At 56.6% G+C, this 16,439-nt stretch carries 14 protein-coding genes; 3 read left to right on the top strand and 11 right to left on the bottom strand.

The annotated features are described in order from the left end of the window. Positions 1 to 142: 142 nt before the first annotated feature. From Q0650_RS03940 to der, 3 genes are all read right to left on the bottom strand, one after another. The gene (locus Q0650_RS03940) at positions 143 to 352 is read right to left on the bottom strand and encodes a hypothetical protein (RefSeq protein ID WP_298816136.1); all 210 of its coding nucleotides are present in this window, start codon (positions 350 to 352) and stop codon (positions 143 to 145) included. 81 nt (positions 353 to 433) lie between these two features. Continuing rightward, positions 434 to 2,626, bottom strand: coding sequence for a glycogen debranching protein GlgX (glgX, locus tag Q0650_RS03935; RefSeq protein WP_298816135.1), 2,193 nt, complete (start codon positions 2,624 to 2,626; stop codon positions 434 to 436). Positions 2,627 to 2,790: 164 nt separating this feature from the next. After that, positions 2,791 to 4,140, bottom strand: a complete 1,350-nt coding sequence (gene der / locus Q0650_RS03930) for a ribosome biogenesis GTPase Der (protein ID WP_298816133.1) — start codon at positions 4,138 to 4,140, stop codon at positions 2,791 to 2,793. A gap of 512 nt (positions 4,141 to 4,652) precedes the next feature. On the opposite strand from der, the gene Q0650_RS03925 reads away from it, so the two are divergent. Beyond that, positions 4,653 to 4,991 carry a CidA/LrgA family protein gene (locus tag Q0650_RS03925; protein WP_298816131.1) on the top strand — a complete coding sequence of 113 codons (339 nt, stop codon included), beginning with the start codon at positions 4,653 to 4,655 and terminating at the stop codon, positions 4,989 to 4,991. Between the two features lie 10 nt (positions 4,992 to 5,001). Further along, positions 5,002 to 5,724, top strand: coding sequence for an LrgB family protein (locus Q0650_RS03920; protein WP_298816129.1), 723 nt, complete (start codon positions 5,002 to 5,004; stop codon positions 5,722 to 5,724). 199 nt (positions 5,725 to 5,923) lie between these two features. Here Q0650_RS03920 and Q0650_RS03915 read toward each other — a convergent pair whose 3' ends face one another. From Q0650_RS03915 to Q0650_RS03890, 6 genes are all read right to left on the bottom strand, one after another. Continuing rightward, positions 5,924 to 6,331, bottom strand: a complete 408-nt coding sequence (locus Q0650_RS03915) for a hypothetical protein (RefSeq protein ID WP_298816127.1) — start codon at positions 6,329 to 6,331, stop codon at positions 5,924 to 5,926. 277 nt (positions 6,332 to 6,608) lie between these two features. Next, a complete protein-coding gene (locus Q0650_RS03910; protein ID WP_298816125.1) occupies positions 6,609 to 6,869 on the bottom strand; it encodes a YkgJ family cysteine cluster protein in 261 nt (86 codons plus the stop codon). A 172-nt stretch (positions 6,870 to 7,041) separates the two neighbouring features. After that, positions 7,042 to 7,716, bottom strand: a complete 675-nt coding sequence (locus Q0650_RS03905; protein WP_298816124.1) for a tRNA (guanosine(46)-N(7))-methyltransferase TrmB — start codon at positions 7,714 to 7,716, stop codon at positions 7,042 to 7,044. Positions 7,717 to 7,762: 46 nt separating this feature from the next. Further along, positions 7,763 to 8,311: an NUDIX hydrolase gene (locus Q0650_RS03900; protein WP_298816122.1), complete on the bottom strand. Its 549-nt coding sequence runs from the start codon at positions 8,309 to 8,311 to the stop codon at positions 7,763 to 7,765. 21 nt (positions 8,312 to 8,332) lie between these two features. Beyond that, complete coding sequence (locus Q0650_RS03895; RefSeq protein ID WP_298816120.1) at positions 8,333 to 9,619, bottom strand: HAMP domain-containing sensor histidine kinase; 1,287 nt, start codon at positions 9,617 to 9,619, stop codon at positions 8,333 to 8,335. Positions 9,620 to 9,631: 12 nt separating this feature from the next. Beyond that, entirely contained in the window at positions 9,632 to 10,291 is a 660-nt protein-coding gene (locus tag Q0650_RS03890) for a DedA family protein (protein ID WP_298816117.1), read from the bottom strand. Positions 10,292 to 10,534: 243 nt separating this feature from the next. Here Q0650_RS03890 and Q0650_RS03885 point away from each other — a divergent pair, with 243 nt between their 5' ends. Beyond that, positions 10,535 to 11,611, top strand: coding sequence for a zinc ribbon domain-containing protein (locus Q0650_RS03885; protein WP_298816115.1), 1,077 nt, complete (start codon positions 10,535 to 10,537; stop codon positions 11,609 to 11,611). 40 nt (positions 11,612 to 11,651) lie between these two features. On the opposite strand, the gene mfd is transcribed toward Q0650_RS03885, so the two are convergent. Then, positions 11,652 to 15,191: a transcription-repair coupling factor gene (gene mfd / locus Q0650_RS03880; protein ID WP_298816114.1), complete on the bottom strand. Its 3,540-nt coding sequence runs from the start codon at positions 15,189 to 15,191 to the stop codon at positions 11,652 to 11,654. Positions 15,192 to 15,335: 144 nt separating this feature from the next. Continuing rightward, a complete protein-coding gene (locus Q0650_RS03875) occupies positions 15,336 to 16,250 on the bottom strand; it encodes a DMT family transporter (protein ID WP_298816112.1) in 915 nt (304 codons plus the stop codon). Positions 16,251 to 16,439 lie beyond the last annotated feature (189 nt).

Here is a 16,439-nt window from a genome sequence, read left to right as displayed (position 1 = left end):
CGCCAGGAAATGGCCTGCTGGCAATATCCTTGCTCGCCCAATGACGGCGAGGGCAGGTGAAGGCTGGTGTGCTGAGGTATGAACAAGCGGCGCTGCTGCCGGTCAACGCGCCGCCTGCAACATCAGCATCTGGTCATTCTGCTCAATCTATGGCCAGTTGCTCAAGAGCATTCTGTTCGCTCTGAGCGCGAGGGGACCATTGTTTTTCTTCCACGATTAACTCAATCGTCTTTAAGCGACGGCCACTCTCAGCATCGTAGCGATAACGGACACAAACTAATCGATCACCGTATAGTGCCTGAAGTTTCTTCGTGCCACGTTGGCCGGGTTTCAGCTTAAGACGAGTGCGCATTGCAAGACTCCGCTAGAACGTCTGACGAAGGATCATTTCTTGTACTATAACGGTAGTCTGTACGAATTTGTTACCAAAAGGTTAAAAAGTTGTCACCTGCTCGATTGACGCGGCAACCGTAGTCTGATCGATTTGCAAGGGTGGTTTGCTATCGATCCGCTCGATTAGTACCGCCAGCGAACGAGGCTGAATCTGGTACATCTGATCGGTCACCCGCGCCGGCTCACACAGTTCGGGTTGAGCGGTATCAATGACCAGTCGCCATTCAGCGTCATCAGGCCAGTCGGGCAAGATAAACGGCACAGCTTCATCGCCAGCGTTGATCAACACTAGCAACACATCATCGCGCATCGACTCGCCACGCTCATTACGATCATCGATTACAAAGCCGTTGAGCAACATGCCAATACAGCGTAGATCGGGCTGCTGCCACAGCTCTGCGCTCACCTCTTGACCATCAGGACTGAGCCATTCTACATCGTACTCGGCGTTGCCCAGATGTCCGGCAAAAAAGCGGCGCCGACGCAAGATGGGATGCGCGCGCCGGAAAGCGATCAAGCGCCGGGTAAAGGCCAGTAACAGATCGGCTTCCTCGTCGGACCGCCAGTCAACCCAGGAGATCGGATTATCCTGGCAGTAGGCGTTATTATTGCCCTGCTGAGTGCGACCACGCTCGTCACCGGCCAGCAACATCGGCGTCCCCTGCGACAGAAACAGGGTCGCGATAAAATTCATCATCTGGCGCAGGCGCAATGCGCGAATCTCAGGATCATCAGTCGGCCCTTCTACACCGCAATTCCAGGAATTATTGTGCGAGTCGCCATCGCGATTCTCTTCACCATTGGCTTCATTATGCTTTTCGTTGTATGTGACCAGATCGCGCAGCGTGAAGCCATCGTGAGCAGTGACGAAACTAATCGAGTGGTAGGGACGACGACCGTTGTGATGGTAAAGATCCATCGATCCCATCAAGCGCGAAGCAAAATCAGCGGCCTGACCGGGATCACCTTTCCAGAAACGACGCACAGTATCGCGATAACGACCATTCCACTCAGCCCAAGGCGGTGGGAAACGACCGACCCAGTAGCCATCAAAGCCGACATCCCAAGGCTCGGCAATCAATTTCACGCGCGACAGAACGGGATCTTGTTGCGCCATAGCCAGGAATGGGCTGAGTTGATCAGATCCAGCCGGACCACGAGTCAGGGTGCGCGCCAGATCGAAGCGGAAGCCGTCGATGTGCATCTCGCTTACCCAGTAACGTAGCGAGTCGAGAACCATTTGTAGCGCCCGTGGATTGTTCATGTCGAGGCTATTGCCGGTACCGGTGTCATCGAGATAATAGCGCGGCTGATCAGGCATCAACCGGTAATAGGCCACATTGTCGATCCCGCGAAAGCTGAGAGTTGGGCCGAGATGATTTCCCTCACCGGTATGATTGTAGACCACATCGATAATCACCTCGATCCCGGCAGCATGCAGAGCCTTGACCATTGTCTTGAATTCGTTGACCTGAGCCTGCGGATCACGCTGGCTCGCGTAGCGTGGTTCAGGACTGAAGTAGTTGATGGGCTGGTAGCCCCAATAGTTGGTCAGACCCCGATCGGCCAGAAACTGATCGGTGATAAAGGCCTGGACCGGTAAAAGTTCAACCGCTGTGATCCCCAGTTCTTTCAGATATGCGATAACTTCCGGAGAAGCCAATCCGGCATAGGTACCGCGCAACTGCTCAGGAACCGCCGGATGCAGTTTGGTAAAGCCCTTAACGTGCAGCTCGTAGATCACCGAGTCAGCCATTGGAATGTCAGGTGGACGATCATCGCCCCAATCAAACTGTGGATCGATTACGACCGAGCGCGGCACATATGGCGCACTATCGCGTTTGCCAATCGTCAAATCGCCATATGGGCTATCGACGCGATAGCCATAGTTTGCCTTATCCCAGCGCAGCTCACCGCACAAAGCGCGGGCATAGGGATCGATCAACAATTTATACGGATTGAACCGATGGCCTTGCTGGGGCGCATAGGGGCCATGGACGCGATAGCCGTAGAGCTGACCGGGACGCAAACCAGGAATATATCCATGCCAGACATCATGGGTTCGTTCGGGCAGAATGATACGCAGCGCTTCGCGTGGCGCAGTTGGGCTATCGAACAAGCACAACTCGACCCGCGTGGCATGGGCTGAAAAGAGCGCAAAATTCACCCCTTCGCCATCCCATGTTGCGCCAAGCGGAAAGGGACGACCTGGCCAGACATCGGTAACGTGCATGATGAAAAATCCTCCCTCACATGATTACAAGCAGCAAACAGGTTGACCTGCCCGGTCATCTGTTTGCTGCTTTGCCATTGTCGCTATGACAGAAATGATTGATGCGAGCGCAACAAGTTGTTCTGAAATTGCCACCCCGACTATACCAACCCTGGCAAGCAAGATTAAGATTCCTCTTTGCGCTCGCGCGAGCGAAAAACGATGACGATTGGCGTTCCCTGAAAACCGTACCGCTCTCGCAATCGATTTTCGAGGTAGCGGGCATACGACCAGTGTACCAGTTCGCCATCGTTCGCAAAAAAGAGAAAGACCGGCGGCTCAGTTTGGGGTTGCACTGCATAGTAAAGGCGCAAATGGGCACCTTTTTTGGTTGCCATCGGCGGCTGTTGCAAAACCGCCTCGCGCAGGAAATTGTTCAGCTCACTCGTCGGAACGCGCTTTTGTCGCTGCGCGTAGACCTCGCGAGCATAGTCGAGCAGATGACTCACACGCTGGCCGGTCAACGCCGAGACGAAAACAATCGGCGCGTAATCGGCAAACTTGAATGCCTCGCGCACCTGTTCTGTAAAGGCATAGTAAGTATACGTGTCCTTGTCCACTGCATCCCATTTATTAACCACCAGGATCAAACCCTTTTTCGCATCGATAACCATCCCGGCAATGTGGGTATCCTGGGCCGTGACACCTTCCGTTGCGTCGATCAGCAGCAACGCGACATCACACCGCTCAATGGCGCGCAGTGTGCGCAGGACGCTATACTTTTCGATACCACGTTCGATCTTGCCAGCGCGCCGAATACCCGCCGTGTCGATCAAAGTAATCGGTTCACCGTAATAGGTGATAGTCGTATCAATCGGATCGCGAGTCGTGCCGGGAATCGAACTCACCACGCTCCGCTCTTTGCCCAGCAATCGATTCAGGAGTGAGGACTTACCAACATTGGGACGACCAACAATCGCCACCCGCAAATGTCGTTCTTCTTCCGTATCAAACGTCTTGGGCGGCAAATGCTCGGTCAGACGATCAAGCACATCGCCGGTGCCCAGCCCATGAAATGCGCTCATCGGGATCGGATCGCCTAGATTGAGCGCATAGAATTCGACCGCATCGAGCATCCGCTCCTGACTATCGCATTTATTGACGGCCAGAACCACCGGTTTGGCAGTAGTGCGCAGAATATCGGCCACATCTGCATCAGCCGCTGTCAGCCCATCGCGACCATCAACCATGAAAATAATCGCATCGGCTTCAGCAATGGCATGCTCGGCCTGCTCGCGAGTGCGCCGATTGATCTCAGCTTCGGGTAATGAAGGATCGTCATCGCCAAACAGAATACCGGCAGTATCAACCACCGTAAACTCGCGCCCATTCCAAAACGTATCGCCGTAGAGCCGGTCGCGGGTGGTGCCGGGAATATCCTCTATGATCGCCCGTCGCTCGCCGATTAAGCGATTGAAAAAGGTCGATTTGCCAACATTTGGACGACCAACGATAGCCACAATTGGTTTTGCCATATCTCCTCCCGGACGCTGGTATCATTGCGTCCTCTGATGTTTATTATAGTAGGTATTGCGCGCGCGTTGTCAGTCGCCTGTATGCGCGAATGCAAACTGGTAAATGGCTCAGGATCGAGCGCTGCGCGCGCCGTCTTTCCGACATGACATGACGAGACGGGGATTCATCGACATCGAAGCAGATGATTCCCACGCTTCGCATCATACGGCTTGCGATGCCGGTACCGGTCAGACAAAGGCGTGACCCTTTACCAGAACACTTCACTCTCAGTCGATGGAACCAGAAAACAAATGTTATGTCAATTTATTGCCTTACTGACCGGCATGAGAAGTGGTCGTCACGATAGCATTCTCTGTTCGGCGCGGCAATGACCGAATTGTCACGCAACGAGTACACGATGAGCTGGTTTCAACTTGTCAAATCGCCATGACATTTGCATCATTGTGATAATTGACAAACCGAATCTTTTAACGCGGTAAACCAAACCTTACGACCCGGGAGCTACGACACCATGATCGACGCACTACTTGGACTGCTGTTCTTCCAGTTGATCGGCGAAGTGCTCAGTCGCGGCCTCAATTTGCCAATCCCCGGCCCCGTCGTGGGCATGCTCTTGCTCTTCACCGTCTTGCGCTGGCGCGGCGGCCCGCCGGCTCAGCTTAGCGCTACCGCTCACGGCGTGCTGTCACACCTGCCTTTACTGTTTGTGCCGGCAGGGGTTGGAGTGATGGTGCATTTACCCGTGCTCGCGCGCGAAGGCGGGCCACTGCTGGCGGCAATTATCGCTTCAACGGTAGTCACGCTGATCGTCACCGGTTTGACAGTACACTGGCTACGCCGGGGAAAGTGATGGAATACCAATGGATGAACGCATCTTCTCAATCTGGGTCTATCTTGCTCAGACGCCGTTACTCTGGTTGACGGCGACGATTGCCATTTATCGGGTGATGGTTGAGATCAGTCGTCGGCTCGGATCGCCGCCGTTACTTAACCCAGTGCTGCTTGCGATCATCACGATTGTCACCATCTTGATGGCGACCGACACCCCTTACGCGACCTATTTCGATGGCGCGCAGTTTGTCCATTTCCTGTTAGGGCCGGCAACGGTCGCGCTGGCCATTCCACTCTACGAATCAGAACGGGCGTTGCGCCGCATCTTCTGGCCGGCGCTGGCCGGCTTGCTGATCGGCTCAGCTACCGGGATCGCCGCAGCAGTGCTGATCGGTCGCCTGGCAGGATTGTCCAATGTCACGTTGCGCTCACTGGCGCCGAAATCGATCACAACGCCCATCGCGATGGGCATTGCCGAACAACTGGGCGGACTACCGTCGCTCACTGCCGTCATTGTCATCGTTACCGGTATGGTTGGCGCTTTATTCGGCTGGGAACTGCTGGGTCTGATGGGAGTGCGCGATGATAGTGAACGCGGCTTTGCGTTGGGGCTGGCTTCCCATGGTCTCGGTACAGCCCGCTCGTTGCAATTCAGCAGCGAAGCCGGGGCGCTGGCCGGTCTGGCAATGGGTCTCAACGGCGCAATGACTTCGCTGCTGGCGCCATTCCTGGCGCGCTGGCTGGGGTTGTGAAGCTCACAGCGGTCTTTGCTTGCCCATCGGTCATCAGATCGAGCGCAACATGCTGATGAGGAAGCTACCACTTGCCAGACTGGCACCGTCTGCCCTCTTTATTTCTAACCGTAAACATTGAGTGCAGCGCTCGCTCACCCCAGGATGTAAAAGCCAGATAGAACGATGTCGGCCTGGGGCAGGCGCGCAAATAGCTATTTCACTGGCGTTCCATTGTGCCGTCGGGCAACCAACGGATACGCACACCGTTGATCTCCGTCCAGCCTTCCAGATCCTCTTCCTCTTCCTCCTGCGGGACGAGGACAGGACCTCGATCCTGCGACCAGAGGATAAGCTCTTCGATTGTATACCATCCGGCCCGGTAACGCACCTGATCAGCCGGGTTAAGCCAGAACCGTATCTGGCCATCCATCCACTGCCAGCGCTCTAACGAGCGCCACTCCTTGCCCTGATCGCTCAGGACGACCTTCACCTCTTCCAACATGCGCAACAGTTCGGGCAACGAACGCGGCGTACTGTAGCGCAGTTGAAGCAGGCGCTGATTGATCGCGTCCCGCAGTCGTTCGAGCTCAGGTATGCTCAAACTTTCTAGATCGAAGTCAGTCACTGCGGCTTCCTTTCCTGGAATGTCGATCCGGCTTGCGCCACCTGGCGCTGACGCCGGCCCGCATCGACAATCCGTAATATAAGATCGTATCTAGAGTCAGGGAGCATGCACTGCGGTGTGCATTGATCGCTTGTCCCATCCCCCACATGTATCATACTCCAATTTTGTTACAAGATCCTTTCCGAGGGGAGGGTAAGCTGTTTGTATTCTCTGCAATAATAACGTAAATCGCGACAATCTGGTTGCATGCGGGCAACAGTTCTGGCTAACATTTCAGTCATTTTTCAGGTTGAGTAGCCCGTTCAAGCCGGCTGAGCAATTCCATCGCCTCAGCGGCACTGCTGCCGCACATCTCAGGATGTGGACGCAACCGAACACAAATCGACGGACGTTCCGGCAGACCGTATAACGCGCAGCGGTTATCGGCGGTTAATTGGATACAACGCACTCCAGCCGGTTTGCCGCCCGGCATTCCCGGTATCGGTGATGAGATTGATGGAGCAATGCAACATGCGCCACAACCAACCCGACACTCCATCGAGCGCTTTCCAGACTAGATGCATACAAGGCCGAACAGTGTTGCGTCACGATTTATGGAAGAACAGGACAGACTTCTGTATGCATTATACACTCTTTGCCAATCAGTGCGACTCCGTGATGATTGACATGACATCTGATCACTGTCAGCAATGCGCCTATCAGGTTGACACTTACCCGACTGCCACTCGCTCGATGCGTAATCCGCTGATATTGCGTCCCCGCGCTGCCCAGCGCCGGTGATAATGCGATTCGAAGATCGCCAGCTCGTCTGGCGAAGCGGGTTGCGCGCGCAAGGTGGGGAATGCGGGCAGGAGTTCCTGCATCAACGCGAAGAGTGCCGGGTGATCGGTGAGAAAGCTGAGATAGCCACCAGGGAGCAGCGCGCGCGCCGCGCAGGCCAGCATGTGCGGCGAAACGAGCAACTGGTTGCGTTGCCGATTGCGCAGCAGCGGCGGGGGGAAATGGAGAATGATCGCCGCCAGCGACGCATCAGGAATGCGCTGGTAGAGCAAGCGCGCATCAGCGTGAATGAAGAGAATATTGGTCAAATTCGCCGCTGCCGCTCGCTCTACCGCCCGGTAGAGCGGTTTGGCGACAATATCAACCCCGACAAAACACGCTGCCGGCTGTGTCATTGCCAGAGCGCAAAGGTATTCGCCGGTAGCGCAACCGAATTCGAGCGTGAGCGGCGCATCTCGCCCGAATAAACCTTCAGCGCTCAGGGGCGGGAATTGAGTCGGTGTATGGTACAACGCATGCGCTGGCCACGAACGAAAGTAACGCTCGGCTAACGCAGGCGGCGGCGGCGAAACATGCAAACGAGCCGGATAACGACCTCTACCCATAGGTATGTTTTAACGCAATCAAAGATGGTTCCCGTAACGTCGCGGGTCACGATCCCGCTTGCAGATGCAACAAAGCCAGCGCCATCACCGCGGCCCAGGCCAGAACCTTAAACTCACCCGCAGCCAGCGCCTGGCGTACCTCATCAACAGTGAGCAACACCAGTTCCTGCGCTTCGAGATCATCGCTCACGCTCTTGCCGACAAAGGTCGCGCCGCGGGCCAGGTAGAGATGAGCGACACCGGCGCCGCGATTTCCGTCAACTGCATAGCTCCCCAGATGTTCCCAATCGGGTGCGACATACCCGCTCTCTTCCTGAAGCTCGCGTTGCGCTGCGAGCAACGGATCTTCACCTGGTTCAAGATAACCACCTACCGGCGCCAGCGATAAACCGTTGACGGCATACTTCTCTTGCCGGAAGAGCACAAACCTGCCCTCAACGGTTATTGCAACCACATTGACATAGTCGGGCGTGATCACCCATTGCCAGTTGGGAATTTCACGTCCATCAGGCAAGACGACGTGATGACGTTCAACCGTAAGAAAAGGCGGTTGATGCAACAGCGTTTCTCGTTCCCGTATCTGCCACGACGACATAGCTCTCATTCCATTTCGTTATCACGCACGCGGAATCAGGAGCTGGATCAATGTCCCGCCAGATGGCGCTGAGCTGATACGGAGATGACCGCGATGAACTCGCGCAACCTGGCGCGCAATTGCCAGCTCAATCGAATGCGCGCGCCGGGTTTGAGCCGAAACCTTGCGCAGGTCGGTATTGGGCGGCAATGCTGGATCGGCGATCTCAATCCAGACGTATTGTTCATCACTGCCACCACCAACCCTGATCAGACCGCCATTTGGCGAAGCGCGCGCAGCCGCGATAATCAAACCGGTCACAGCTATGCGCAGCAGGGCGGCATCACCAGGCGCCGACGGTAGCGGATCCAGTTCCGCAATGACCATAAGATCGTTCTGCGACGACAATTCAGACGTGGTGGCAGCTATCGCGTTATGCGCAATGGCAACTAGATCCACCGGCTGAACATGAAGTTGTTCGAGTTGAGTATAACGCTGCAATCGACGCGCCGTATCGGCTCCCACTTCTGCCGCAGTTGCAATCATCTGCAAATCAGCCACTTGTTGACCGACGGCATCAAGCTCGAGCAACTGCGCTCGCCCCAGGATGACCGTCAGCAGGTTGTTGATGTCGTGTGCGACTCCTGCTGTCGCCATACGCAAAGCCCGGATCTGGGTGATTGCCGGATCGGTTATTGCCAGAGCCAGCTCAACTGCATGGGCCTCGTCGAACCAAAACGGCCAGTCCCGACGATACACACCATCGATTCCGGGTATCCTCACACTCGCGCCGGTCACACTCGCGCCCGATGCCGGCTGGAGAACGAGCCGAAAAAATGAGCCGAGCACCTCTGTCAACAGCGCTTCGCGATCTTCACCAGCCGCGTAGCGCTCTTTTATCTGCGAGAGGAGATGTTGCCACAACGCCTGCCGCGTTGCCATGCGACGTGAGTAGATTGCTTCAACCAGTAGCGTCAGGTGATCGAGCAGCGCCGACGGCAATGCAAGCTCTACCACCGGCAGCACTAACCCACCAACCACCAGACCTCGCGCACTTAGTGGAAACCAGACACTTTGCGTCCCGAATAAACCGGCCAGAGCTGGCACATCAGCAACGTGAGCGCGTCTGAACGGCAAGGGACAGCATGGCGTTGGCTGCGCCGCCCCACCCGTCACCGGCCAGACCGTTGGCCCGATAATCAACCACGCCGGCGTGGGCAACCGATTGACAAGCGCACAGCACAATTCTCGTTCAGTCACCGTCAGCGGTGAAAGCTGATAGAGATCAGGAGGCAAACCGGTCACCGAACGATTATCATCATCTGACATACGATTTCGATACTAGTCAACCGACTCGCTGCGTCGGCTCAGCGCCATCCCGCGCAGGCCACGCAAGCGCTGCACCACAAAGACTACAGCAGTGATCGCCAGCACGGCGAGCACCAGCTTCTGATATTGATCGACGATTTCGATCACAAACTCCCAGTTAGCGCCCAGGATGACACCGCCGATCGTGAGCAGCGATGTCCAAATCGTCGAGCCGATAGTGGTAAAGAGGAGAAACCGACCTAACGGCATCCGATTCATCCCTGCCGGTAATGAGATCAGGCTGCGAATGATCGGAATGACTCGTCCGCCAAGCACGATGATGTCACCGTGGGTGGTAAAAGCGTGCAGCGCTTTATCAAGATCCTGCTCTGAGAGCAGGAAGAAGCGACCATAGTTGCGGAAGAAGGGTCGGACCAGCGGCTCACCGGCCAGCATCCCGACATAGTAGAGCACTACCGCCCCCAAAACTGAACCGAGGGTGCCGGCGCCGATTGCCAGCAACAGGTTTAGCTCTCCACGCCCAACCAGAAAACCGGCAAACGGCATCACCAGTTCAGAGGGAATAGGGGGGAAGAGGTTTTCCGCCAGCATGACCAGCGTAATGCCAGGATAACCGATAGCTAAAATGATGCTTTCAATCCAAAGGCCGAGCTGTTCCAGAATGCGCCCCATGCAGACATTCTCCATGTGGTTGTGACTTGTTGCGCCAGACGCGCTGTCTGGTATGGTAGAGGATAGCGGCATCAACGTCAAGTGAAAAAACGGAAAGCATGAAACATCGATTGTTTCAGGAGATTGATATAATGAGTGGCAGTCACGCCATCAGCCGAAGTGTTCGGCTCACGAACACCGGATTACTCTTCAGCAAGAGACGTGTATTGCTTTGCCTCGTTCTTGCTACCATGAGGTCAGGCTATGAACAACGCCCGCCGCCCCCCTCGTTTCTGCCCCCAATGCGGGACGCTCCTGCCAGAAGGCAATCCGCGCTTTTGTATCGAATGCGGCTATGCGCTTGGCCCGGTATTGGCAGGAAGCTCTGCGCCCTCTTCTGCCGGACGATTGACGGTACGCTTGCCAAATGCGCGGGTCGAGCAGAGTGTCATCGGCGGAACGATCAAACTACCCTCTTCCGGCGCAATCCCACCGGGAATGTGGGTACTCCCTGAACCGCCATCTGCGCAGACTATAGTCGCCATTTATGCGCCGTTACGAGCAGTGGTCGGTGGCTGGAGCGGCCTGAGCGGTCAGGGCTGGCGACGAAGCGATCGGCAGGCAGTGGATGGCTCGCGGATCGCGTTTACGTTTCTGGCCGAACGGGTCTGGTTCCCGGCGCCAGGTTGCGGTGGAGGCTTGCAGCTTCACGTAACGATTGCTGCCACTGCGGTATCTTCGGAAGGTGAGGAGCGACTCGGTTTTCGTTATCGCGAAGGAGATGATCCGCCGATACAGGTTGTGCATGCGGAATGGCGCACCGATGATGGCACACCGGTCGGCGCACAACCCATTCCCGCCATTCAAATTATGGCGCCACCCCGTATCCCGCGCGTCTCCGATCTTCCAGAGCGGATTAGACGGGTCAGCCGGAGCGAGGCTGATCGCTGGAGCGCCGGTAGCGCTACCCATGGTGTGTATCAGCTCATCGGCGGCGATGTTCAACAACGCACTCCCGCCGGACGTGGCTTGATCCTGATTGAAGTGGCTGAAACCAGGCAACGCACCTGGCTGCAACGCCTCTTGTCGCCCGGACCATCTCTTTACCGCGCCCGCATTGAGCGTCCCTTTGTGGTCGATTTCCATTCGTGGCAAAGTCAGATCCAGCAGATCAGGCAAGAAGCCGCCGGCCTCGGTCTCGATGTCGAAACTGACGCCGCTATCGAGTGGTGGCTCGATCGTTACGGTTACGATGGCGCAATCTTTACTGGCGCTCAACAGCGTTACCAATGTGATCGAGTACTGATCGCATTTCGACGCGGACAGTTGGTACAGATCTGATAGCCGCGCCGACCTGCCAACCCGGGCCACGAAGCTTACCCTACAATGCCAGCGCTTCCACTACAGCCAGCAACCGCTCTGGCCATTGCGCGCCTACCAGTCGCCGATCAAGCCGCACCGATTGCTGACCAAAGGTCAGGGCCTTATCGCGCGGGAAGCGTCGGCGCAGCCGTTCGCGCAATGCCGGTGTGAGCATCGTCGCCATGCGGATGAGAAAGACATCGCCCTCGGTGGTAATCGAGACCACTCCCGCCTGCAAGGCGAATAACCGTATCTGCAACCAGAAGATCAGATGCAATACCGGTTCTGGTAGTGGCCCGCCAAAGCGATCGATCAGCTCCTGGCGCAAACCGCGCACCTCGTCGATGGTCGTCGCATCAACCATGCGCTGGTAGACTGCCAGCCTCACCCGCTCGTCGGCAATGTACGTGGGCGGGAGATAGGCGGTAAGCGGTAGATCGATGGTCACCAACGGCGCTACCAGCACTTTTTCTGACACTGCGGGCGCGCGCAGATTCTCTGTGACTTCGGCGGCAGTAGGGGTTGGCGTCTGTTCAGCCGTAGCCTCGTCTACTTCACGTTTGAGTTTGCGCACCGCCTGTTCGAGCAACCGTGAGTAAAGATCGAAACCAACGGCAGCGATATGCCCGGACTGCTCAGATCCCAGCAAATTACCGGCGCCGCGAATTTCAAGATCCCGCATCGCAATCCGAAAGCCGGCGCCGAGTTCGGTTGCTTCCTGAATCGCTTCCAGGCGCTGGCGCGCATCAGAAGTCATGAATCGGTCCGGATTGTAGAGCAAATAGGCATAGGCGCGCGTCGCGCCGCGCCCCACTCTGCCCCGCAACTGGTAGAGCTGCGACAATCCGTAGTTGGTGGCATTGTCGATGATGATCGTATTGGCGTTTGGCACATCCAGACCACTCTCGATAATGGTGGTACAGACCAGCACATCGTAGCGGCCTTCAAAAAAATCCATCATCACCCGTTCCAGATCGCGCTCTGGCAACTGACCGTGACCGACCGCAATCCGCGCTTCCGGCACCAACCGACGCAGCCGTTCGGCAACGTGGTAAATGCTCTGAACCCGATTATGGACGACGTAGACTTGTCCTTCGCGTTCAAGCTCGCGTCGGATCACTTCCTGGATCAAATGATCGTCAGCCGGAACGACATAGGTTTTGATTGGAATACGATCTTCCGGTGGCGTATCGATCACACTCAAATCGCGAATTCCAGCGAGCGCCATGTGCAGCGTGCGCGGGATCGGTGTAGCGGTCAGGGTCAGGACATCAACCTCGGTGCGCAACATCTTGAGCCGCTCTTTGTGACGCACACCGAAACGCTGTTCTTCATCAACGATCACCAGACCGAGATCGCGAAACACTACGTCGTTGGACAGCAGTCGATGAGTGCCGATGATAATATCGATCTTGCCGCGGGCCAGATCGCGCAGGATAGCCTCTTGCTCTTTCGGCGAGCGAAAGCGTGAGAGCATCTCGACCGTTACGGGAAAGGCCGCCATGCGCTTGCGAAAGGTATCGAAATGCTGTTGGGCGAGCACTGTTGTCGGCACCAGAATTGCCACCTGCTTGCCATCTTGCACGGCTTTGAAGGCTGCGCGCAACGCCACTTCGGTTTTGCCAAAGCCGACATCGCCGCAGACCAGCCGATCCATCGGGATCGGCTTTTCCATATCAGCCTTCACTTCCGCAATCGCGCGCAACTGATCCTCGGTTTCAAGATAGGGGAAACTGGCTTCCAGTTCGCGCTGCCATTCGTTATCAGGCGCAAAGGCATAACCAGATTTGAGCTGTCGTTGCGCGTAGAGGCGCAACAGTTCTTCTGCCAGCTCTTGAACCGCAGCGCGCACTTTTCGTTTTGTGCGTTCCCAGTCTTGCGTGCCAAGACGAGTCAGCGTCGGTGGGTCATCACCGGCGCCAATGTAACGGGTCACGCGGTCGATTTGATCGACCGGCACGTAGATCTTGTCTTCGCCAGCGTACCGCAAAACCAGATACTCACGCTCAACTTCACCGACTGTGCGCCGGATCATCCCGTCGAACACCGCAATGCCGTGTTCGATATGCACAACATAGTCACCCGGCTTCAACGAACGCAGAAAGGCGTTACGGTCAACAACTGTGGCTTTGCGGCGTCGTTCACCGAGAGGGAGCCGTCGGCGAATGCCAAAAATCTCGCTATCGGTCAGCAGCGTGAGCCGTAGATCGGGCAACGTAAAACCGGCTTCGAGGCCACCGTGGATCGGAACGAAGCGCCCGATCGGTATTTCGTCACCCAGACGCTCGCCGACCAGTTCTTGCAGTCGAGCCGCCTGGGTCGTCACTGCGACTACCAGCTCGCCGGCGCACAACTGATCGACAATGGTCTCAATCAAGCGACGCAACTGACCGCCATAGAGCGGAGGAACGCCGAACAGTGGCGGTGAGAGCGCATCAGGATACTCATTATGACTGAAATCGGCCACGATAAGCCGTGAGGTTTCCTGCAAGCCCAATTCATCCCAGCGCAGATAGGGCCGTGGAAAGTCAGCCGGCAATTCGCCGAGCGCGACCAGTTGAGCGCGGTAATCAGCAGCCTGAACGTCGATCTCAGCGGCGTGTTGAGCCAGCAGATGCGCTTCTGCCAGCGCCACCAGACTGCCTGCCGGCAGGTAATCGAGCAGGGTTGCGACGCGCGAAAAGAAGAAGGGAGCGTAAAAAGCCCGGCCTTCAAAACGCTGACCATCGGCCAGTTGCGCGCGAGCAGCTTGCCATTCTTCCTGCACTTCACGACGCAGATTGCTCATATCAAGCGCATCGATCTGGCGCAAAGCCTCATCGTGACGCCATAGCGGTATCTCATGCGGCGGCCCGATCTCGGCCTGTTCGAGCCGCTGCTCACTCCGCTGAGTCGCCGGATCAAACCGGCGCAGACTATCGATCTCATCATCAAACCACTCGATGCGCAAGGGCAACTCATCACCCGGCGACCAGACATCAAGGATCGCGCCGCGCTGACTCAATTCGCCGGGCGCTTCGACCATCGCCACGCGCTGGTACCCATTAGTCAGGAGTGAACGCGCGACTTGATCGATCGGTATCTGCGCTCCACGTCGCAAACTGATGGTTGCGGCCATCAGATCGGCAGGTGGTAGCGTCGGTTGCATCAGTGCCTTCACCGAAGTGACGATCACCCCAGATAGCGAACCGGCTTGCAATGCACGCAAAACGGCCAACCGCCGCCCGATCACGTCAACACCGGGTGACATGTGTTCATAGGGCAAGGCATCGGCAGCGGGGAAGAGCCAGACCTGATTGGGGTGTAACCACTGACGCAGATCTTCGGCAGCGCGTTGGGCGCTCTCTGCGCTAATGGTCAGGTAAAGTGTTGGCGCTGACCGGTAACCCACCAGCGCTGCCACCAATACCGGTCGCGCCGCTGCCGGAGCGGGCGCAATAGTCTGATAGCCAGGCCGTAAAGCTGTGGCCAGCGCCTTCAGTGCCGGCAGATCGGCGATGGTCGTACCGAGCGCATTCAGATCGGTAAACCGGGTATCGGTTGGAGGTGATGGTTTCATGAATTTTGCAATCAGAACACGCAAAGACGCAAGAGCGTAAACCGCACTGACGGTTTACGCCGGAATCGTTTGACGCCATCAACGCAATCTACTGCGTCTTTGCGCCATTGCTTCTAGTATAATATCACGAGCAACGGCATTCGATCACGCGCGGCGGGTAAGCAAAACACCACTGATGATCAGCAAGCCACCCAATGCCTGAACCCATGTCGGCTGCTCGCCGAGTAGCGGCCAGGCGATCATCGTTGCGACGAGCGGGATGGCGCAGCCATAAATAGCCGTGCGCGCGCTGCCGGCCACTCGCACGCTATTGTTCCAGAGGACATATGCCAGCACCAGCGCTAGCAAGGTTGCATACAATAGACCAAGCCATGCCTGTATACTGACCGTACTCCAGGCTACCTCCCTCCAATCAGGAATGCTGATCAGCAACATACCCGGCACACCGGTTATCATCGTCCAGGCCGTGATAGCAAGTGGCGAGAGGCCATTGCCAAGCGCGCGCACGCCGAGAGTGTAGATCATCCAGCACAGCGCTGCGCCGAGCATGAGCAGATCGCCTAACCAACCGTTCCCGCCAAGACTGAGACCACGTTCGGCGACCACCAGCGCCACACCACCAACGGCAAGCGCGATCCCAAGCGCCATCATGCCGCGAATTCGCTCGATACCAAGCAGCGCCGCCGCCAGCGCCACCCAGGCTGGCGTCGTTGCGATAATCAGCGAGCCATTGGCAGCAGTCGTCAGGGTCAAACTATAGGTAAACAACGCCTGATAGATGGTATTGCCGACAAACCCAATCCAGACCAGTTTCCAGAACGTTGCCCGATCTGGCGGTAGCGCGCGCTGTCCTTCGCGCCAAAAGGTGAATGCCAGTAACAATACGCTGGCACTGGCAAACCGTAGCGTGGCAAAGGCCAGCGGAGGGATCTCGGTGAGCGCGGCTTTGACGATACTAAAATTCGCCCCCCAAATCAACACAACCAGTAGCATCGTCAGATCGGTTTTCGTCAATCCGGCAAAAACGACCGGCTGCTCAACGCGGGTGGTAGTGGTCACAGGCGCCTCGAAATAGACTACAACCGGCGCATTTCGCCGGCTGTGTTGTAGCCTATCATGGATTATTGGTACTGACCAGCGTCTTCAGACGGATATCTGACTTGTCAGAATTGATAGCCGATAGCCGATAGCCGATAGCCGATAGCCGATAGCCGATAGCCGATAGCCGATAGCCGATAGCCGATAGCC

Origin of the sequence: uncultured Chloroflexus sp., from assembly GCF_937129525.1 — a bacterium.
Lineage (GTDB): Bacteria > Chloroflexota > Chloroflexia > Chloroflexales > Chloroflexaceae > Chloroflexus.
This window is presented reverse-complemented; position numbering and strand designations above follow the sequence as displayed.